Annotated in this window: 16 protein-coding genes, 1 tRNA gene and 2 pseudogenes; 12 read left to right on the plus strand and 7 right to left on the minus strand. The window is 48.0% G+C overall.

Features of this window, described 5'->3' with window-relative positions; all coding sequences use genetic code 11:
- Positions 1–404 precede the first annotated feature (404 nt).
- On the minus strand, positions 405–2855 hold the full coding sequence (gene pheT / locus RLO19_RS26930) for a phenylalanine--tRNA ligase subunit beta (protein WP_446360455.1): 2451 nt from the start codon (positions 2853–2855) through the stop codon (positions 405–407).
- 604 nt (positions 2856–3459) lie between these two features.
- Between pheT and RLO19_RS26935 the strand changes: the two genes are divergently transcribed.
- The 3 genes and pseudogenes from RLO19_RS26935 (at position 3460) to RLO19_RS26945 (ending at position 6017) form a co-directional block, all read left to right on the plus strand.
- Entirely contained in the window at positions 3460–5094 is a 1635-nt protein-coding gene (locus RLO19_RS26935) for a protein kinase domain-containing protein (protein ID WP_446360456.1), read from the plus strand.
- A 1-nt stretch (position 5095) separates the two neighbouring features.
- Positions 5096–5257 (plus strand): annotated as a pseudogene (locus RLO19_RS26940) (endonuclease dU); the annotation flags it as partial.
- Between the two features lie 364 nt (positions 5258–5621).
- The gene (locus tag RLO19_RS26945; protein WP_446360495.1) at positions 5622–6017 is read left to right on the plus strand and encodes a DUF1816 domain-containing protein; all 396 of its coding nucleotides are present in this window, start codon (positions 5622–5624) and stop codon (positions 6015–6017) included.
- Positions 6018–6027: 10 nt separating this feature from the next.
- On the opposite strand, the gene RLO19_RS26950 is transcribed toward RLO19_RS26945, so the two are convergent.
- The 3 genes from RLO19_RS26950 to RLO19_RS26960 form a co-directional block, all read right to left on the minus strand.
- Positions 6028–6756 carry a Stp1/IreP family PP2C-type Ser/Thr phosphatase gene (locus tag RLO19_RS26950; RefSeq protein WP_446360457.1) on the minus strand — a complete coding sequence of 243 codons (729 nt, stop codon included), beginning with the start codon at positions 6754–6756 and terminating at the stop codon, positions 6028–6030.
- 34 nt (positions 6757–6790) lie between these two features.
- Positions 6791–8494, minus strand: coding sequence for an ABC1 kinase family protein (locus RLO19_RS26955; protein WP_446360496.1), 1704 nt, complete (start codon positions 8492–8494; stop codon positions 6791–6793).
- Between the two features lie 363 nt (positions 8495–8857).
- Positions 8858–9187: a DUF6825 family protein gene (locus RLO19_RS26960; RefSeq protein WP_446360458.1), complete on the minus strand. Its 330-nt coding sequence runs from the start codon at positions 9185–9187 to the stop codon at positions 8858–8860.
- A gap of 211 nt (positions 9188–9398) precedes the next feature.
- Between RLO19_RS26960 and RLO19_RS26965 the strand changes: the two genes are divergently transcribed.
- On the plus strand, positions 9399–10037 hold the full coding sequence (locus tag RLO19_RS26965) for an IS607 family transposase (protein WP_446360459.1): 639 nt from the start codon (positions 9399–9401) through the stop codon (positions 10035–10037).
- Positions 10037–10195: a zinc ribbon domain-containing protein gene (locus tag RLO19_RS26970; protein WP_446360460.1), complete on the plus strand. Its 159-nt coding sequence runs from the start codon at positions 10037–10039 to the stop codon at positions 10193–10195. The genes RLO19_RS26965 and RLO19_RS26970 overlap by 1 nt, the downstream gene beginning before the upstream one ends.
- A gap of 159 nt (positions 10196–10354) precedes the next feature.
- Here RLO19_RS26970 and RLO19_RS26975 read toward each other — a convergent pair whose 3' ends face one another.
- Together RLO19_RS26975 and RLO19_RS26980 are read right to left on the minus strand one after the other, a co-directional pair.
- Complete coding sequence (locus RLO19_RS26975; RefSeq protein WP_446360461.1) at positions 10355–11500, minus strand: serine/threonine protein kinase; 1146 nt, start codon at positions 11498–11500, stop codon at positions 10355–10357.
- 125 nt (positions 11501–11625) lie between these two features.
- Positions 11626–14472, minus strand: a complete 2847-nt coding sequence (locus RLO19_RS26980; RefSeq protein ID WP_446360462.1) for a CBS domain-containing protein — start codon at positions 14470–14472, stop codon at positions 11626–11628.
- Positions 14473–14624: 152 nt separating this feature from the next.
- Between RLO19_RS26980 and psbZ the strand changes: the two genes are divergently transcribed.
- The 4 genes from psbZ to RLO19_RS27000 all read left to right on the plus strand — a co-directional run bounded on the left by psbZ (position 14625) and on the right by RLO19_RS27000 (position 16106).
- Entirely contained in the window at positions 14625–14816 is a 192-nt protein-coding gene (psbZ, locus tag RLO19_RS26985; RefSeq protein WP_006102213.1) for a photosystem II reaction center protein PsbZ, read from the plus strand.
- 88 nt (positions 14817–14904) lie between these two features.
- Entirely contained in the window at positions 14905–15522 is a 618-nt protein-coding gene (gene ribH, locus RLO19_RS26990) for a 6,7-dimethyl-8-ribityllumazine synthase (protein ID WP_446360463.1), read from the plus strand.
- A gap of 372 nt (positions 15523–15894) precedes the next feature.
- Positions 15895–16020 carry a hypothetical protein gene (locus RLO19_RS26995; protein ID WP_446360464.1) on the plus strand — a complete coding sequence of 42 codons (126 nt, stop codon included), beginning with the start codon at positions 15895–15897 and terminating at the stop codon, positions 16018–16020.
- Between the two features lie 14 nt (positions 16021–16034).
- Positions 16035–16106 (plus strand) — tRNA-Gly (locus RLO19_RS27000).
- A 301-nt stretch (positions 16107–16407) separates the two neighbouring features.
- Here the strand turns inward: RLO19_RS27000 and RLO19_RS27005 are convergent.
- Positions 16408–16509 (minus strand): annotated as a pseudogene (locus RLO19_RS27005) (IS200/IS605 family transposase); the annotation flags it as partial.
- Between the two features lie 69 nt (positions 16510–16578).
- On the opposite strand from RLO19_RS27005, the gene RLO19_RS27010 reads away from it, so the two are divergent.
- The 3 genes from RLO19_RS27010 (at position 16579) to RLO19_RS27020 (ending at position 19457) form a co-directional block, all read left to right on the plus strand.
- Positions 16579–17688, plus strand: coding sequence for an RNA-guided endonuclease InsQ/TnpB family protein (locus tag RLO19_RS27010; RefSeq protein WP_446360465.1), 1110 nt, complete (start codon positions 16579–16581; stop codon positions 17686–17688).
- An 86-nt stretch (positions 17689–17774) separates the two neighbouring features.
- Positions 17775–18185: a hypothetical protein gene (locus RLO19_RS27015; RefSeq protein WP_446360466.1), complete on the plus strand. Its 411-nt coding sequence runs from the start codon at positions 17775–17777 to the stop codon at positions 18183–18185.
- Between the two features lie 9 nt (positions 18186–18194).
- Complete coding sequence (locus RLO19_RS27020) at positions 18195–19457, plus strand: glutamate-5-semialdehyde dehydrogenase (RefSeq protein WP_446360497.1); 1263 nt, start codon at positions 18195–18197, stop codon at positions 19455–19457.

Raw genomic sequence — 19457 nt, forward strand, 5'->3', positions numbered from 1 at the left:
ATCCAGGGTTTTTCTCTGGAACTCTAAGAAGACGAGCAAAACGAAGGGACGCGGCTTTAGTTCGTCCCGTAGTATCCTCTTAGAATCCCCCGCGTCCCTTCACTTCGTTCGAGGGCAAGTTTAACCGGGGGAGAAGTCAAATCGATACTCTGTACAATATCCGTTGCCTTAATACTACTCGGATAAGCTCTAATTTACAGCATATTTGGTGGTTGATGAAATACAGTACATCCAAGCAAGATCCCCGACTTCTCTAAGAAGGGGATCTCGGATATCCCAGCTATAGTTTCTTCTCCCCCGGCTTCCCCGAAAAAGGGCGGGTTTAGTCCAGTTAGGGGTGGTTGGCAAAATGTTATCTGTCAAACCCGCCCCTACAACCGGGCTTCCCTATCCCTGTTTATTGCCTAACTTCTTAGGCTAACGCCAAATTTTTCCAACAAGGCGTCTCGAACTTTCTGGTGGGCTGATTCCACTTCTTTGTCCGTCAGCGTGCGATCGCCTGCTCGATAGATCAGCCGGAAAGCCAGACTCCGCTGTCCTTCTGGCACTCGTTCCCCGCGATATTCATCGAATAATTGCACCGATTCCAATAATGTCCCGGCGGCTTTTTGGGTGGTGCGTTGAATGTCAGCGACTGAGACGGTATCGGGGACAAAGAAGGCAATATCTCGATCTGCTGCTGGAAATGTGGAGTAGAGGGAAAATCTCGGTGTCAAGTTTTCATCTTGGGCAAGAGCATTTAACATAACATTCAGATCCAACTCAAACCCATAAACTTGATCAGGTAAGCTCAATTGAGCTCTAAGCTGGGGATGCAGTTGCCCGAATCTGCCCAAGCGATCGCCTTGTATCCATAAGGAAGCTGTGCGCCCTGGATGCAGGCGCGAATCCTGGCGATCGGGTTGATATTCCACGGTTAAACCTAAACGCTCAAAGACGCTTTCGACAATCCCCTTTGCCTCATACCAACTCATCGGTGCATCTTGTCCACCTCTGGTCCATTTCCCCTGACTGGGATCGCCGCCCAAAATTCCCGCCACGCGATCGGTTTCGGCAAATCCATCTTCGTCGCGCCAGAAGACTCGCCCGATTTCAAACCCATTTAATACTCCATTCCCTTGTTCGATGTTGTACTGGGCTACTTCTATCAATCCCGATAGTAAGTTAGTCCGCAGGGCGGAATATTCGACAAATAGGGGATTCGAGAGGCAAATTTGCTCCTCTTTTTCTTCCGGTTTCACCAGGGAATATTGCAGCAATTCCGTTAATCCAGCCGCGCGGAAGGCTTCCCGAACCTTGCGGGTTAAAACCTGGTCAATCGATAGATAACCGGGTTCAGTTTTTGGGGGTAAATCCTCACAAAACTGATCATAGCCGTAGAGACGGGCAATTTCTTCAATCAGGTCAATTTCCCGTTCTAAGTCTCGGTAGCGATAGGGGGGAACCGTGACTGTCCATTTCACCGCTTCGTCGGATTCCACCGGCTGAAGTTGACATCCCAACGCCGTGAGAATGCGTTCAACGTCATCGGGCTGAATGTCACCAATATCATCACCCAAATCCACCGGACCTAATACCTGATTTACACGTTCTAGGCGTAATTCAATCGAGCGCACCCAACTCTCTGGATCAGGGCGGGTATCGGCTACTTCTTGCACAATCGGCTTACCCTGGGCGAGTTCCTGAATTAACGCGATCGCTCGTTTAGCTGCGATACCCAATTCTGCTTGATTGACACCCCTTTCGTAACGGGTGGATGCCTCAGTGCGTAAGCCTTGAGAGCGAGCTGAGCGACGAATGGCAACGGGTTCAAAGAGGGCGGCTTCTAGAACCAGATTCTCTGTGCCATCATGGACTTCGGTTTCCTCACCACCCATCACTCCCCCTAGCGCCACGGGGCGATCATTGGCGGTAATTAAAAGCGTTTGGGATTGAAGGGTGCGGGATTGAGAATCTAGAGTGGTTAAAGATGCGTCTTTATGAGCGAAGCGAACGCCGATGGTTAAGGATTTGCCGCCTGCTACTTGTTGTAAGCGATCGCGATCAAAAGCGTGGAGAGGCTGACCCCATTCCAACAGGATATAGTTGGTAATATCCACAACATTATTAATCGGTCGCACGCCTGCGGCTTGTAAACGCTGTTTTAACCACGTCGGCGACGGTTGAATTTTCACCCCTTCAATAACCGTACCGATGTAAGCGGGACAGGCTTTAGGGTCAGCAATTTTCAACGTCAACCCACCGGTTCCTTGAGGAATTGTCAGCTCTGGCGTTGTTGGCAGGTTCAAGGAAGCCCCTGTCAGGGCGGCAACTTCCCGGGCAACCCCAACCATACTCAAAGCATCAGCCCGATTCGCCGTTGCCGTCAAATCCAGGATCACATCCGTAAGTCCGAGGAGGGGACGAGCATCACTCCCCACAGGTAAAGTCTGTGCCTCAAAGATGTGAATTCCTTCCGACTCTTTTTCTAAGCCAACTTCTGCCAAGGAACAAATCATGCCCTCGGAACGTACCCCCCGCAGTTTTGAGGAGCGAATTTTCAAATCAACCGTTGGCAGGTAAGTGCCTACCGTTGCTACAGGGACATAAGCCTCTGCCCGAACATTAGCCGCGCCACAGACAATGGTGACAGGACCATTGGCGTCTCCAATATCGACTTGAGTAACACTGAGCTTATCGGCATTGGGGTGGGGCTGCACATCCAGAACCTTCCCCACAACTACGCCATCGGCTAACTGTCGCTGATCCTCAATATCCTCAACCTCAAATCCAGCATTGGTGAGAATTTCCGCAATTTCTTGGGGAGCTAGGGTCACATCCACCAGTTCCCGCAGCCAATTTAAAGAGATACGCATTAATTTCTTGCTTTTACCGACCTCAGCTTATCTGCAGTTCCGTTACTGTTGATCTCACTATACCCGATTTGTTATTCGTCATTTGTCATACTAGCTTTCATCGAGAAGCAAGCTACGTCTTATGTCCTTTGTTGAAGGTGACTTGCACTCTAATCGGGGCGGGCGCGAGTGATATCAGGGTGACAACCTTCCCGTTAATGGTAAAACCCGCCCCTACATGCTCCCTCTGCTTCCCCTGCTCCCCCTGCTCCCTCTGCTCCCTCTGCTCCCCCTGCTCCCTCTGCTCCCCCTGCTCCCTCTGCTCCCTCTGCTTGCTAAACTTTACCGATTCTTCACAAACACAGGAGAATCTTTATCAAGACTTTACCCAAAAACGACTCAAATCAATGCGTTATTGCGGTATCTATGTCTAAACGGTAGGGAAAATTAAGATATCCTGTAGATAGACAAGATTGCTTGCCAAGGCTTACCAAAGCGAGGTTGCATTCGGCGGTGCGTTTCCCACTAATGTCCACTATAGATCTTATAGATAAGCCGGGTGCTTCGATCACAATTGAGAAAGCTTTCGTCCTAACCCGGACAAACGCCCTATTGGTGATGCTGAATGAGCTACTGCCTAAATCCTGACTGTCCTCAGCCCAAAAATCCGCTGCACGCCACTACCTGTCAGGCGTGTGGTCATTCTATTATGTTGCGAAATCGCTATCGTGTGCTAAAGGCCCTCGGTCAAGGCGGATTTGGCGCTACGTTTTTAGCCAGAGATGAGTCTCTTCCTGGCAATCCCAGTTGCGTCATTAAACAACTTCGTCCCGCAACCACTACATCGCAGGTTCTGGAAATGGCTCAGAAGCTATTTGAGCGAGAAGCCAGAACCCTGGGTAAGATTGGCAATCATCCTCAAGTTCCCCGACTGTTGGATTATTTTCAAGACAATCACCAGTTTTATTTGGTACAGGAGTATATTAGTGGACTCACGTTGCAGCAGGAAATTAAACAGTGGGGTCCACTCTCAGAAGTTGGGGCTAAGCAATTTTTGAGTGAAATTCTCCCCCTGATTAAATATATCCACAGCCAAGAGGTGATCCACCGGGATATCAAACCGGCTAATTTAATTCGACGAGAGCAAGACCGGAAACTAGTCTTGATTGACTTTGGCGCGGTTAAAGATGAAGTCAACCAAGCCGCCGTTGCTAATACTTCTGATCAAACCGCCTTGACAAATTTTGCTATTGGTACTCCCGGTTTTGCACCGCCGGAACAAATGGCACTGCGACCTGTTTATGCTAGTGACATTTATGCCCTCGGCGTGACTAGTGTGTATTTGCTCACCGGGAAATCACCAAAAGATTTAGATTACAACCCCTCAACCGGTGAAATGGTCTGGCGCAAATATGTGCAAGTCAGTGATCATTTTGCTAATGTTTTGAAAAAAATGCTGGAGGCTTCTGTTCGCCATCGTTATCAAACAGCAGAAGAGATTCTCAGAGCCCTAGATTTAGAACCTTATTTTGATAGTTTGGCTCAAGGCTTGGCAACGCCAACCTCTGGGCTATCGAATCCAAATGACAATACCCCTGAATCTAAAGAGGTAGACTCGCCCAGTTCTCCTTCATCTCCTTCATCGGCAACCCAGAAGTTAGCGGCGGCGATTCGCAAGCGTCGTGAACGACGGGAACGCAGCCGTCCGGGTTCTCCCCACACCATTGGTAATGGCAATCCCCACAGTAACTTTGTATCTGGGTCAGTGACAGCCATTTATAAGGGGGATATCCCATCGAGCCAAAGTTTTGCCGCCAGTAAACCCAAAAAGCTTGATGCTAATGGTGTTTTAACGGCATATATGAAAGGTCGGAGAGATTTTGCTGCTCATGATTTAAGTGGGTTAGATTTGCAAAAATCTGATTTATCGGGCGGAATTTTTTACCAGTCAAAGTTAACTCGGATTAATTTACAAGGCGCTGATTTATCCAGTGCTGATTTTGGTCAGGCAAGTTTAAATCGAGCGAATTTGCGAGATGCCAATTTAGGACGGGCTTATTTGAGCAATTCGGATTTAGAGGGGGCAGATTTACGCGGGGCAGATTTAAGTTTTGCTTATCTGAATCATGCCAATCTTAAGGGGGCGAATCTCTGTGGTGCGAATCTTGCCAATGCCAAAATTACGGAGGAACAGTTAGCCTTAGCTAAAACTAATTGGGCAACAATTATGCCGAATGGCAAGCGAGGTCTTTGGTCTTGACACTTATCCCCCTTTCTTTTTTCAGGTTTGTGGTGCCAATCCCCTCGTTATCGCATCGGTTCTAGAGCGCTTAACCGACTGTGGAAAAGTCCCCGAAGCCTTGCGTTTAGCTCATTTAATTGGTGCTGCTGTGGTTAAGGGCGAAAGTAGCAGTTCCGCTTAGAATTTATTGGGTAAGTTTTGAGTGTTGAGTTTTAAGTGTAGAGACGTGCCATGTCTTCCCCCGCTCGCCATACTTCCACGCCTTACGCCTCTACAAGCTCCCCACGCTTCCCCTGCTTCCCCCCATCCCCATACTCCTTGTCTGGAAAAAAGTAGTGACAATCCTCTGGGGATCTGATAACAAATATTGGTGGCGGTTATAGGTAAAACTGGGCGATGTGAGACATCCTTGTGGAGAATGCTCACAACTCCCATAATCAAAACCTTCCTCCCCTGTTTCTGATATCCCCTACCTATCTTCTGATTAGGGTGGGGAGTTAGGACTGTTCTTTTCAAGTGTTGCTGACTTAACAGGTAGTATCTTGGTGGATAATCGTTATTTTATTTATGAAGTCGTCGGTTTGCGTCAGAGTACAGCCACCGACACCCTCAGCTATCCGATTCGTCGGAGTAGTTCTGTCTTTATCAGAGTTCCGTACAGCCGCATGAACCAAACGATGCGGCGAATTTCTCAATTAGGGGGCAAGATTGTTAGCATACAAACCCTAACTCCTGACACAGAGCCAGAGAGTTCCTTCGCTTGGTGGGTAGAAATTGTCACCGCAGAACCTGCGGTCACTTACTACTTTGGACCATTTGATAGCCCTGAAGAATCCGCGTCTTATGAAGCAGGTTACATTCAGGATCTAGAACTTGAGGGCGCTCAAGGGATCGCCGTGACGATTAAATGGTGCAAGCCCGAAAATTTAACAATTTTTTAAGCTTTCTGGGTTAGATCCCGTCAATTTTCACCAGAATCACGGTGATATTGTCCCGTCCGCCTTTTTCTTTGGCGGCGGTAATTAGGTTAGCCGCGATATCTTCGCCATCCCCATTGGACTGGAGATGGGACGCGATCGCAGTGTCAGAGAGTTCCTCAGTCAGCCCGTCGGTACAAAGGAGCAGCAAATCTCCTGAGTGAATCTCCATAGACTCTACATCAACGGACTGTAAGTCCTTGCGACCTAGACACTGAGACAAAACATGACGCCAGGGATGCATTCGCGCCTGTTCTGGAGTCAGATCCCCAGCTTTCATGGCGCGTGCTACCCAGGTATGGTCGTCAGTCATTTGCTCGAGTTTTAATTGTCGCCATCGATAGAGGCGAGAATCACCCACATGAGCCAGCCAAGGCTGACCTTTACGGAACATGACGACGACAGCCGTCGTGCCCATGTCTGCCCGTTCGGGATGCTTTTTTTGATCCTCTAAGATTGCCTGATTGGCGTCGTAGAGGGCTTGTTCCAGTAATGATTCCGAAGGGACTGAATCTAGCCATTGCTGCTCTAAACGAGCCTGAATGACCTCAGTAGCCAGTTGGCTGGCTTCTTGTCCCCCGGCATGACCGCCCATGCCGTCGGCGACAATGAAAAAGCGTCCCTTCGGATCGATGTAGTAATAGTCCTGGTTTACGGTACGAATTAAGCCCGGATCAGTGAGACCCGTGAAGCAACATTTCATAAAGTTTGTGCTGGCGTCAAGAACCTTATGGGATTTATAACATGCGATCGAATCGGTCGAGCCTTCGGAGTAAACGAATTAGGGCAGTTGCGATCGCGGCGGCGACTAACGCCACAACTAATGCCAGCCCGGCTTGACCATTAACAAATAAGATCGTAGCTGACAATGTGAATGCACTGAGTAGTAACGCATAGTTTGTTCCTATCTGAATGCTACTCATGCGGCGCAAGATCCGATCAGATTCAATAGAACGAACCCGTAGGCGTATATCTCCTCGTTCTAATTTTTCAATCGTATCCTCAATACGCCGAGGTAATCCCAACGCCGTACTACTCACTTGAGCCGCTTGGCGTCCCAGTTCATTTAAGAAGCTATTGCCCTCAGGGCTATTACCGTTAGTCATGATTTGCACAGCAAAAGGTTTTGCCACTTCCATAAAGTTAAATTCTGGGTCTAAGCCCTTGCCCACCCCTTCCAAGGTGGAGAAGGCTCGCATCACAAACGTGAAGGTTGCCGGAAAGCGAAAGGGTTGACCGTAGGCAATTTCATAGAGATCATCGCTAATTTCACTCACCGACTGTTGTTCAAAGGGCTTATCCATGAAGTGATCCAGCATATACTGAATCGAACGCCGCACTGGACCGATATCATCAACGGGAGACAGGGCACCCAAGGCGACTAGAGACTCGACCACTCGAGTAGCATCTTTTTGGGCAACGCCAAAAAGCGTCTGCATCAACTCTTCCCGGACATTTGCCTTAATCCGCCCCATCATGCCGAAATCATAGAAGATCAGTGATCCTTCCGGACTAACCGCAATATTACCGGGATGGGGATCGGCATGAAAGAAACCGTCATTGAGCAACTGCTGAAGATAAGCTCTTGCCCCAAGTTGAGCCAGAAGTTTTCGATCCAATCCAGCGGCTTCTAATGCCTCGTAGTGACTAATCTTAATTCCTGGAGCATACTCTAGGGTTAAGACTCGATTTGAGGTATACCGCCAATAGACACGAGGAACTTTTACCCAATTATAGGTGCGGAAATTGCGGCGGAAGGTATCGGCATTGCGACCTTCACTAAGATAATCAATCTCTTCCCAGAGAATACGACAGCATTCTTCATAAATGCCCATCCAGTCTCGACCTCGACCCCAATCGGGGTGATTTTGGAAGTAACGGGCAATCCCCTTGAGAATTTGTAGGTCTATCGTAAACAGTTTCTGCAAGCCCGGTCGTTGTACCTTGACCACGACCTCTTCTCCACTCTGGAGTTGAGCTTTGTGGACTTGTCCTAAACTGGCTGCTGCTAGAGGAATCGGATCAAAATTGCCAAAGAGTTCATTTACAGATTTCCCTAAATCTTTCTTGACAATTGCCTCAACTTGATCGTAGTTAAAAGCGGGGACGCGATCCTGTAGTTTAGACAATTCCTCTACATATTCACCAGGGAATAAGTCAGACCGGGTTGAGAATAGCTGTCCCACCTTGATGAAGGTCGGACCTAACTCTAAAAATGTATCTCTAATCCAGATTGCCTGTGTCTTACGACGAGCCGCCTGTTTTGCCTCGGTTATGCCCCCTGGATAGCTCCAAGGTTTGCCGTTGAGCCACAACTGGAAGAGTAGGGTTAAAACAAATGCCCAAATATCAATGAATCGCCGTTGTCGGGAATAGTTTTCCCGATTCCAACGATATGCCTTGTCTTGGTTTATCCCTCTTAGGGAACGTTGGCTAGACACCTGGCGTTCCTTATATTGCTTGAGGTTGACAGAGTTATCAGAAACAGCAGACACCTAGATTCCTGAATGATGGTCTCCTCTTAATCTTAATAAAAATTCAAAATCTTTGAAAGCTAAGAATACGCTAAGCGAACAGATGTTACCTGTGAACCAACGGCTGAAGGCAGCAGGGAACAGGTTACAGCCAACAGAAGACATCACAGATTGCTATGGGATTAACAGACTGACGCTAAGCGTGCAGCATGACTCTAAATACTAACCAGCTAAAATATCCTGGAACTCCTGTGATCCTCAGTTTCCCGGCTTACATGGAGATGGTCAATTTGCTTGCTCAACCTGAAAACACCTCCAGCATCTGTCAAATTAGGTCACTGATTTATTGCGGTAGAGCTGTAATTCAGTCCGCAAGCGAGCAATTTCAGCTCGCAACTCGTCAATAGTCGCTTGTAGATCAACGGATTGAGAGCCAGTCGATACGGTAGTATTTGAATACTGATCGCCCATGGCGATTTCCATTTCCTGTTGCGCCCTTTCCATGACTTGCTCAGTAAACTGTTGCAAATGCTCGCGCTGTTCAGCATCAAATTTGCCAAGTTCGCTCAGAGCATTGGTTAAGGCATCTTCTACGCGATCGCCCAGAGTTTGAGCTAGCGATCGTCCGACAAAAAAAGCATGAATGACTCGATTGCTCATGGGGAAGATGTTTTGGGTATCCGTAACAAATTATAACGTGATTATCAACAGTGACACAGAAGCCGCAGAGCAGGGGAAGTAGAGACGTAAGGCGTGGAACTATGGCAAGCAGGGGTGCGGGGGTTAGAAGCTGCCACTAAATATCTGGACACTTCTGTACATTTCTTCCTGATTGGGTAAGAATAGTCAGGTACTCTATATCAGTAACGATATGGAAGCACCAGAAGTGACACTTAGTATAGGAGATGCAGCAAAAGAGTTAGGCATCTCAATCAAGACACTAAGGAGGTGGGCAGACTCCGGAAAAATCCGTTCAGAGCGCTCACCTTCAGGACAAAGGCGGTTTTTCTTGGCTGACGTTAAACGGATTGTACCAAGAGAGCTTAACCAGTTAGATGACCGAATCACAATCAATTATGCCCGTGTTTCAAGTCATGACCAAAAGGAAGATTTAGCTAGACAGGCTCAAGTTTTAGAGGCGTTTAGTGCTGCTAATGGTTGGCAATACGAAACCATCCAAGACCTTGGTAGTGGACTTAACTACAACAAAAAAGGACTTCAGAAATTGATTAAACGCATTATGAGAGGCGATGTTGGGCGATTAGTTTTGACTCACAAAGACCGATTATTGCGGTTTGGCTCGGAGCTTGTTTTTGCCATGTGTGAAGAGTTTGAAACTGAGGTTGTAATCGTTAATAAATCCTCTAAAGAGTTGAGTTTTGAGCAAGAGCTAGTAACTGACATGATTGAGCTTATCACTGTTTTTGAAGCCCGTCTTTATGGTTCGCGTTCTAGAAAAAACAAAAAGCTGCTCGACGGTATGACGCAAGTCGTAAAGGATGTCCAGTAATGCTTATCTGTCCTTGGTATTATGAGGTGAGCAAATGCGCTCCCCCCGTCAAAGATGAAATGCCTTTATCTGAGCGGGTTTTCCGGTGCGATAACTGCGGACTGGAAATTGACCGAGATTTTAACGCCTCCATTAATTTGGAGCAAGCCGCCAGTTAGGTGGGGGAGAGCCTGTGGACTGGTTGAGTGCCGACACCGAAGCGAGTGAAGCAGGAAGTAAGTGCCAAAGATGTCCATTTATGGGTAGCTTTGGGTAGATCTTATGTAACGGAGACAAGAGAGGATTTTCCCAGTCACCTTTCCCCAATTCACCAATTACTAATCACCAATCACCCATTCATCAGAAACAGGCCAATCGCTACGGGGAGGAAAGGTTTGTTGGGTATGCAAAATCGTTGCTCCGGGTTCACCCGGTTGGTTGAGTCGTACAGCATAGCCGAATCCAATCCCTGCTGACGCCGCGATCGCTCCTGTCATGAACAAAGCTTGTAACGGTATTGAGGCTTTCGTTTTGGGAGTTTTGAGTTTTGAGTTTTGAGTTTTAACCTTTGGCTTCATTCGAGGAGATGGTTTTGACTTTGGCTGGTTTTTGACGGGCTGAGTGATTATCGGTTCAGGGACAGCAACAGACTCCTGAAGGGGAAGCTGCTTTAGCCAAGTGTCTATGGTTTGGGGACGGTTGTTAGGGATGAGTTCTAGACCGTACCTTAGTGTTTGTTTAATGGTGGGACTCCATTTAGACAAGTGGGTTTTTGAGGGTGAGGAAAATAGGCAATCGTCTCCCTTTTCTAGCAACGCCTGTCGCACAGGTGCGGGTAAGGGGGGATATCCTGTGAGTAAGCAGTAGAATGTTGCGGTTAAAGCATAGATATCCGTTTGCTGCGTTGCTTTATTTGTCAAGGTACTCTCTTCTGGAGGCGCATAGCCAGCACAGAGGAGACTAGCGTAGGTTTGTTGGACGCCTGGAGTGAACTCATAGAGCATCCCCACCTCACATAACACAACGCGATCGCTATCCTGACACCGAATAATGTTTTTTGGTTGGATATCTCGGTGGAGTAATTCGACTTGGTGTAGAACCTTTACCGCGTCGCTGATTTGACGGATATAGTTAATCGCCTCCGCCTCTGACAAGGAACCAGCTTGCACAACGTCTGCCAATGTCTGCCCGGGGATATATTCCATAACCAGGTAGGGATATCCCGTTTCCTCAAAATAGTCAATGACGCGCACCAGATGAGGATGCTGGCAGTAATTCAATCGTTTGGCGATGTCTAAAAATTGCTGCTTGAATTGATTAACGTTGGCATGATGGCGCAGTGCTTCACCTAAGGTTTTAATCACAACCAATTGACCTGACTCTGTATCGGTTGCTTTGTAGGTGAGATTGAAAACACCGGCGCCGAGTTGGGTATTGAGGACGTATTTTCCTTGGTTTAAGCTCTGTTCTGCCGTCAAGTTCATAAAAATTCACTCCCCACAAGCACAAATAATGCTATTGCCTAGATGGAGTATATCTAATAGAAGTGTAGAAGGGTAATACTCCCTGACAAATGACCAATGACCAAGGACGAATGACCAATGACATCCTAGTTGAAATGTTGCTCGATAAATACTTTGGCATCTGCCTGATTTTGAATCACACCATCTAAGGTAGCAGCTAATAACGCATTCAACATTTCTTTATAGTGGGGTCCGGGCTTATACCCCAAACCTTTGAGATCATTCCCATTAAGAGGAGCTTGCACGGTTGCCAAGTTGGTGAAATAGTGCCACAACTTGCGCCGAATTGCTCTAGAACTGTGTACAGCAATCAAAACCAATAGGGGTAATTTATACTGACGTAGCAGCCAAACCACTTCACTGGGACGCTGACATTGGGGTAGAGACGCCACCACATCGGTTTGGGCTGGTTCTAGATGCTCAAGTCGCTCAATACTATCAATAGGCAGTTGTAAATTTTTTGCCACCTTGCTGCGTTCTTGAGGTTCTAGATGAGCAATTAACACCTCAAGACGCATCTGCCAATGTTTTAAGGTTTGATCAGGGTCAAAGCGTCGTAACCAACGGTCAATCAGACGGACACGCCACCATAACGACGGGTCAAGCTTGAGGTTGGGATGAAGACAGCGCAATGCTCCGAGTGAGCCGATGAGTTGTAATGCCCGTTGCCAATAGGGAGCTTCTAGGATGTACTTTAATTCGGCTTTCAAGCGGGTTTCTAGGGCAGGCGCTCTGGTATTCGCACCAAGCGATCGCTCATAAACGCCACTGTCTAGGGCATACTGGATATAGTCTTGGGTTTGGGATTCCAGTTCAAAGCCTAAGCGCACCGCAAACCGCACCGCTCGATAAATGCGAGTCGGATCTTCAATAAAACTATTGGCATGCAAGACTCGAATCAGACGCGATCGCAAATCCAAAGTGCCACCAAAAAAATCCAGTAGGGGCAACGCTTCACCCCGCCTTCCCGTAAGTCGGGCTGCCATGGCGTTAATAGTAAAATCTCGCCGATAGAGATCCTGGCGAATCGAACTGGCTTCCACTTCCGGATTCGCCGCCGGATAGGGATAAAACTCAGTCCGGGCAGTGGCAATATCAATCCACAGGGAATCCAGCACCGGGTCATTATGCCACAGCAGCGCTGCTGTTTGAAACGCCCCATGAACTTCTAAGCGAGCATTCGGATACCGTTCGCGAAAGGCTTTGGCTAAGGTTACTCCCGCGCCCACATCAGCCGCCCGATGAAAGCCATCAACCACCAAATCCACATCTTCTAGGAGCAGCGGTTGGCTCTCATCTGCCAGCAAAATATCCCGAACTGCTCCCCCCACCAAATAAAGATGCCAACCCCGTTCCTGGGCTTCCTGGGCGGCTTGAGTGAGCAATTCCCAAAGGGCAGGAGCAAGGCGTTCTCGCACATTCAGGAGGCGGGATGAGGGATAGGTCATCTGGATTGGGCAAGTCTCTCCCCAGCGCTCTTGATCTTGGCGAATATGTCGCAGGACATCGGTACGAGTCACAATACCGACTAACTGCCCATCCTCTAAAACAGGTAAGCGTCCAATATCGTAGGTTACCATCAGCGACTCAATTTCTGGCAGCAAGGTTTGGGGGGTAATCGTTTTTAGGTTTCGGGTCATGTACCCTTTAACTGGGGCATGACCTAAACCATGATGCAGTGCCAGATCAATATCTCGCCGTGAAATAATCCCGATTAACTGATCCTGTTCATCGACAACCGAAAGCCCAGAATGCCCATAACGCAGCAAAATCCGCTGTGCTTCGCCAACGGTGGTGTCGGGGCGAATGGTTCGCACCGGGGATGACATTAATTCTAGGGCGCTTAGGGGTTGAGGAATTTGCTCCTTGAATTGATCAACCAGTTGGGGCAAAACTTCTGGGGGATTTTCATGGCGTAGGGTTACGGCGGCGGCTTGAGAATGCCCACCTCCACCCAGAGGTTGCAAGAGCGCATTCAAATTAGTGCCAGGAATTCGCGATCGCCCGATAATTGTTAGACGGGATGATTTTGAGTGTTGAGTGTTGGATTCAGAATGCCTCCCTGCTCCCTCTGCTCCCTCTACTCCCTCTGCTCCCTCTGCTCCCCCTGCTCCCCCTGCTCCCCCTGCTCCCCCTGCTCCCCCTGCTCCCCCTGCTCCCTCTGCTCCCCCTGCTCCCCCTGCTCCCCCATACATAGCCGCCAGCAGTAGGGCGTCACTTTCAGTCAGGTCAACTAATCGGGAGGCTAAACTGGATAATCCTGGTACATAGTCTGGGGTTTTCAGGAACACCCAGGAAAGGGTATAACCTTGGTGATTTTGGGATTGTAACTGCTCTAGGGCTGTAGTGAGCAGTTGTTGCAACTGGGGCGAAAGTCCTGGATCAACATAGTCGGCAATCTGACGTATATTTGCTCCTTGTGTCATTAACCAAGCCAGAGCCATGGCATCCCGTGGGGTGGTTTGGTCAAAGGTTAAGGAACCTGTATCTACATGGATACCAAGTGCCATCACTGTGGCTTCGGCTGTGGTTAATTGGATTGGGGTTTGTTGTAATTTCTCGACGATGAGCGTTGTGGTGGCACCGACGGGTTCAACCTGTCGGAATGTGACAGGAATATCACTAGGAGTGTTACCGTGATGGTCGTAAAGTTCAATGGCACTAAGATGGGGTAAGTCTAACCATTGAGCAGCTTTACCCAAGCGATCGCGCTTTTGGGTATCCACTACGATCAGGGAGTGAATTTGGTCTACTTTAACCGAACGCCGTTCAATTAAAGCATACTCATCCCGATGCAGCGCCAAAAAATCCCGAACCGCCGGGTGAGCGCCCCCCGTTAAGACGAGTTTCGCTCCGGGTTTCAGGCGCGTCAGCCCTACTGCTGCTCCGAGGGCGTCAAAGTCGCTAATCGTGTGACACAAGATTAAGTCCATGATTGGTCATTTGTCATTCGTCATTCGTGATTCGTCATTTGTCTCCTTGTGCCATCTACCTTTTTGTTGATTTTCAGTTTTTTCAAAAAAGCGGGTCAATTTTTGGTAGCTTACTAATCAGAAGGGTTTAACGTCAAAAGGCACAACAGGAAATGTCTATCTTATTTCAAATATCACTGGCAGCTTTGGTTATTTTGTCATTCGTCATGGTTGTGGGCGTCCCCGTCGCCTACGCTACCCCCCAAAACTGGGAGCAATCAAAAAATTTGATTTGGCTAGGTTCAGGGCTTTGGCTCGCTCTGGTCATTGTGGTTGGCATCCTGAACTATTTTGTGGTAGCCTGACTTTCTCCCCGTCTGAATTCGATGATTCAGGCGGGGCTTATTCACCAACCGATTCAGATGCTCATGACGCGAGAGGGCAAAGATAGCCATGGCAGTTTTTGAGGGAAATTTTACATCAGCCAGCTCCCTGCGCTTGGCTATTGTTATCGGTCGATTTAATGACCTAGTGACAGAGAAGCTATTAGCCGGGTGTCAAGATTGCCTGAAACGCCACGGTGTCGATCCCAATCCTCATGGCTCCCAAGTCGATTATATTTGGGTGCCGGGTAGTTTTGAAGTCCCTCTCATGGCTCGTCAAGCCGCCCTTAGCCATCGCTATGATGCGGTAATTTGCTTGGGCGCAGTTATTCGCGGTCAAACCCCTCATTTTGATTATGTGGCGGCTGAAGTTTCCAAGGGTATTGCCGCCGCTAGCTTTCAAACTGGCATACCCGTAGTCTTTGGTATTCTAACGGCTGATACGATGCAGCAAGCCTTAGAAAGGGCAGGAATTAAGAGTAATAAGGGTTGGGAATATGCCATGAGTGCCTTAGAAATGGCGAGTTTAATGCAACAGTTTAAGGGGCAAAATGGATCAACGCCTTATAATGCTTATGATTCGGCAGTAACACCTCCGTCGTTGCCTGTTTCATCAGGGCGCTCTCTTCCTTCAGAGTCAGCTTCAGAATACAGTAAGCAACCCCGGTCTAAAGACGCGGAGCTTTAGCAAGCAAGTTGAAGCTGTGCTTACCAGCCTAAGTCTTAACTGACTACGTTATCGGCAAGTGTTTAAGAGATGGTGCGTAGATGCTCCCGCTAGTCTGCTGCTCTAGAACCGAAAAGTTAAACAGTTTTAAGGTCACTGAAACAATGCTTTTTGGATAGTTACCGACCGATAACATTGGCGAAGCTAACTTTACCCGAAAGGAGATTGAGGCAACCATACCTCATTGGAGGGGCAACCATACCCCTCCACCCCGAAAGGGGAATTCAATATTAGAGGCGGTTAAAACCGCTACCGCGCCTTCATCGCCGGTCTGAAGCTTGCCCGATAAGCGAAGCGAAGGGACACGGGATTTCCCACAACGGAGGCGTTCTGATGAGTCAGGGAATTCATGAGCCAGCCAGAATCATGCAGATATATGCCATGGCATGTCTCGGACTAGGAAAGCAATGGCAAATCACAAATAACTTGACAAATCTGGATTATTCTGAGAAAATGTAAAAAGCAAAATAAGTGCGGGTATAGCTCAGTGGTAGAGCGTCACCTTGCCAAGGTGAATGTCGCGCGTTCGAATCGCGTTACCCGCTTAAGGACAAAGCGAAGCTGCAAAGGCTTCGCTTATTGTATATATTGTGTTGTATGTAGTTTATCGATGCCAAGTCAAAAACTGGTTAAGGGAAAGGAAAGCGCTAATATTAGAGCATGGGCGTCTCCAAGAAAATCTCTTTCGGGAATTTATGGGGATAAGTTTAAGCTATAGTGATTCACTATGCAACTTTATAAAGATTGCCGGGGAAACCCCATCTCAAAAGTGGGTGGGGATGAGAGGCAAGGCAGGCGACGGGGTTCAATACCCCTGAGCCTGCCAGCAATCTATCGGGATGACAGTTAGCCTCTGTGCTTCTGAGTCTCAATGTATCGCTTCACGGCTTCCTCCCAGACGTGCCCCACACTGCCATAGTAAGTGCCGTCTGACCATATCCCAGAACCCCAAAACTTACGACTGTCAAGCTAATCTAAACGTTCAAGCTGTTATCGCCAATCAGTAATCAGTAATTCATGAAACGTACCGTTTCTATCCCCGTCAATTTACCCCGTGAGAGGTTTTTGCCCCTCATGGGGTTTTGTGCTGAAATTTTCAATCAGCACGTTGACTGGGCACTGAAGGAACAGACGTACAACAAGAACAAGGCTCACAAAGCTTTGTACGCTGATCTGAGATTGCGATATCCCGATGTACCATCAGCACTACTACAAACGATTCGGGATAACGCGATGGAGGCGGTTAAAGCAACCAAATTCAAGCGGCATCCCCAGAAGAAGCCAACATCGGGGTTGAGGTACGACAAACGCACCATGACATTGAGAGGGTATCAGTTAACCCTTTCGTGTATTGGTAAGCGTGAAAAGCTCATCCTGAATGTGCCGGAACACTTCAAGGAAATATTTGAAACCTGGGAATTCTGCGCGGCTACACTGACTTACTCGAAACACAGCAAGCAGTTTTGGGTGAGATTGGTGTTTGAGGCTGAAACACCGCAGATAGTAGCTCAGGGTAAAGTCTTGGGAATTGACCGAGGGTTGTATCACATGGTTGTGACATCCGATGGTCAATTCTTTTCAAGTAGTCAGGTTCGTGCAACACAGCGACGGTACTTACACAACCGAAAAACGTTGCAGCAAAAAGGCACTCGCTCTGCTAAACGTCGCCTTAGAGCGATGAGTGGACGCGAGAAGCGGTTCATGCTTTCCGTGAATCACTGTGTCACGAAGAAACTGGCAAACCTTCCAGATGTGGCAGTTTTCGTGTTAGAAGACTTGTCTGGAATCCGCAAAAATAGGCGCGGAAAGAAGATGAACTTGTGGCTTGGTAGTTGGTCGTTCTACCAGCAAGATTTGTTTTTGGCGTACAAAGCAGAGGCATTAGGGAAGCGTGTAGCATTCGCAGAGACGAGATACACCTCTCAAAAGTGCAACGTCTGCAAGCACATCAGAAAAACGAATCGCACGAAGTCTCGTTTCAGATGTCGCAACTGTGGCAACCGTGACCATTCCGATTGGAATGCCGCGAAGAATCACAAAGACGACTACATTCTTTCCACTACCCTACTATGGACGGTGGAACAGGCAGCAGTCAATCTGCCGTATGCTTCAGGGCTTAAGCTCTAGAGGCAAGCCGCATCCCAAAAGTGGGTGCGGTCGTTGACTGTGTAATCAGGAACACTCAATCATAATATTGGTTTTGAATAGCGCTTGTGCCACCTCAGAAAGCTCAAAAGATTGATTTAAGTCAGGAATATCCCTGCCCTTGTCGGCGGCGGGGAGGGTTAGTACCGATTATCCTGACGGAAGCCTTTGGCTGTAATCGCTGCCAACAAATTTTTGTCGTTGAAGAAAGTGGGTATACAATCGAGCAATTATCGACGACTTATCCCTACAAAAAAACCTGGCGTTGGACAGGTCATCGCTGGGTGAGTACCCAGGGGAATCTTGGGGAAAGTTATCTACCTGTAGCCCTCTTAATCGTGCTGGTTTTGCTGATTGTCTGGTTACCCCTAGCCCTGCGTTCTCCCACAGGTCCTTCTATCATTCTATGGGCATTACTAGCAGTTATTTTAGCAGTGCTGCCAGCCCTAATGGTTTGGTTAGCTTATCGGCGTTCGTAAATGATGGATATGGAAGCCTCTGACCCTACACCTCAGGTCAACAGTGTAATGATCCGGGCTTACCGGGCATCTGTGGCGTTGGCAACCACAAAAGGAGTTGATCGCTCCGGTGGTGTTCACGCCATGGTAAAAGCCCTGCAAAGCGCTTTTGATGATATTTTGGATGCCAATACCATGGACTTGGAAGCCAGTCGAGAAATGGCAGTTCCTGACTTGGTATTAGACTGGCTGAAGCTGACCCCAGAACGACTACAAATTGCGATTGGGATTTTGCAGCGGATTGGGGAATTATCTGATCCCATCCGTCGGGTGATGAATGCATCTTATCAACTTGACCATTCCCAAACCTATTGCCAAATGATGCCGTTGGGTGTGATTGCTTTAATTTATGAAGCATTCCCTGAGTTAGGTGCGATCGCGGCGGGTTTTTGTATTAAAACGGGGAATAGTCTGATATTAAAAGGAAGTAGCGAAGCCAGTCAATCGAATCAAGTCATTGCCCAAGCCTTACAAAATGCCTTGGACGAGGCGGGTTTACCCTCAGGTTGTTTGGAATTATTTCCCTCGGAACAGGGGGCTTCGATTCGAGATTTAGTCACACAAGATGACTATTTAAACTTGGTGATTCCCTACGGACGCCCGACGCTAGTGCAGCAAGTCTTGCAACAATCAACTGCACCGGTTTTAAGGTCAGCGATGGGGAACTGCTATCTGTATTGGTCAGCATCTGGAAGTTGGGATGTGGTACGGTCGATTATTTTAGACAGCCACGCCAGTATCCCTGATCCGGTGAATGCGATTGAAAAAGTCTTAATCCATCGCAATCAAAAGCCATCCTCTTTAATGAATGTATGTAAGAGTTTGAGCGAAAAGGGCTTTAAACTCAAAGCGGATGCTGAGTTGGCGGCAAAATTCCCGGAACAGCTAACTTTAGCATCCGAATCGGAATGGAGTCAACCTTATCTGGATAAGGTTGTAGCATTTAAATTAGTCGATAACACCGAAGATGCGATCGCGTGGATTAATCAATACAGTAGTCGCCACGCTGACTGCTTAGTTACCGACTCTTACCTGGAAAGTCGTCAATTTTCCTTGAAAGTTGATAGTGCTTCGGTTTATCTCAATTCCTCACCCCAATTTTCCCGCAACCCCAAACGTGGAGACTCGGTGTTTCTGGGGATGTCTAATCAGAAAGGCTATCGTCGCGGGATGATTACTCTGGAGACGTTAACCACCCTGAAACAGGTGGTTCAGGGGAATGGAGAGTTTTAG

This window comes from Coleofasciculus sp. G2-EDA-02 (assembly GCF_040226375.1).
Lineage (GTDB): Bacteria > Cyanobacteriota > Cyanobacteriia > Cyanobacteriales > Coleofasciculaceae > Coleofasciculus.

Excerpts from the sequence above, each read along its gene's own strand:
- pheT (WP_446360455.1), bottom strand. The coding sequence starts at position 2,855 with ATGCGTATCTCTTTAAATTGGCTGCGGGAACTGGTGGATGTGACCCTA.
- RLO19_RS26935 (WP_446360456.1), top strand. The coding sequence starts at position 3,460 with ATGAGCTACTGCCTAAATCCTGACTGTCCTCAGCCCAAAAATCCGCTG.
- RLO19_RS26950 (WP_446360457.1), bottom strand. The coding sequence starts at position 6,756 with ATGAAATGTTGCTTCACGGGTCTCACTGATCCGGGCTTAATTCGTACC.
- RLO19_RS26960 (WP_446360458.1), bottom strand. The coding sequence starts at position 9,187 with ATGAGCAATCGAGTCATTCATGCTTTTTTTGTCGGACGATCGCTAGCT.
- RLO19_RS26965 (WP_446360459.1), top strand. The coding sequence starts at position 9,399 with ATGGAAGCACCAGAAGTGACACTTAGTATAGGAGATGCAGCAAAAGAG.
- RLO19_RS26970 (WP_446360460.1), top strand. The coding sequence starts at position 10,037 with ATGCTTATCTGTCCTTGGTATTATGAGGTGAGCAAATGCGCTCCCCCC.
- RLO19_RS26975 (WP_446360461.1), bottom strand. The coding sequence starts at position 11,500 with ATGAACTTGACGGCAGAACAGAGCTTAAACCAAGGAAAATACGTCCTC.
- RLO19_RS26980 (WP_446360462.1), bottom strand. The coding sequence starts at position 14,472 with ATGGACTTAATCTTGTGTCACACGATTAGCGACTTTGACGCCCTCGGA.
- psbZ (WP_006102213.1), top strand. The coding sequence starts at position 14,625 with ATGTCTATCTTATTTCAAATATCACTGGCAGCTTTGGTTATTTTGTCA.
- ribH (WP_446360463.1), top strand. The coding sequence starts at position 14,905 with ATGGCAGTTTTTGAGGGAAATTTTACATCAGCCAGCTCCCTGCGCTTG.
- RLO19_RS26995 (WP_446360464.1), top strand. The coding sequence starts at position 15,895 with ATGAGTCAGGGAATTCATGAGCCAGCCAGAATCATGCAGATATATGCC.
- RLO19_RS27010 (WP_446360465.1), top strand. The coding sequence starts at position 16,579 with ATGAAACGTACCGTTTCTATCCCCGTCAATTTACCCCGTGAGAGGTTT.
- RLO19_RS27020 (WP_446360497.1), top strand. The coding sequence starts at position 18,195 with ATGGAAGCCTCTGACCCTACACCTCAGGTCAACAGTGTAATGATCCGG.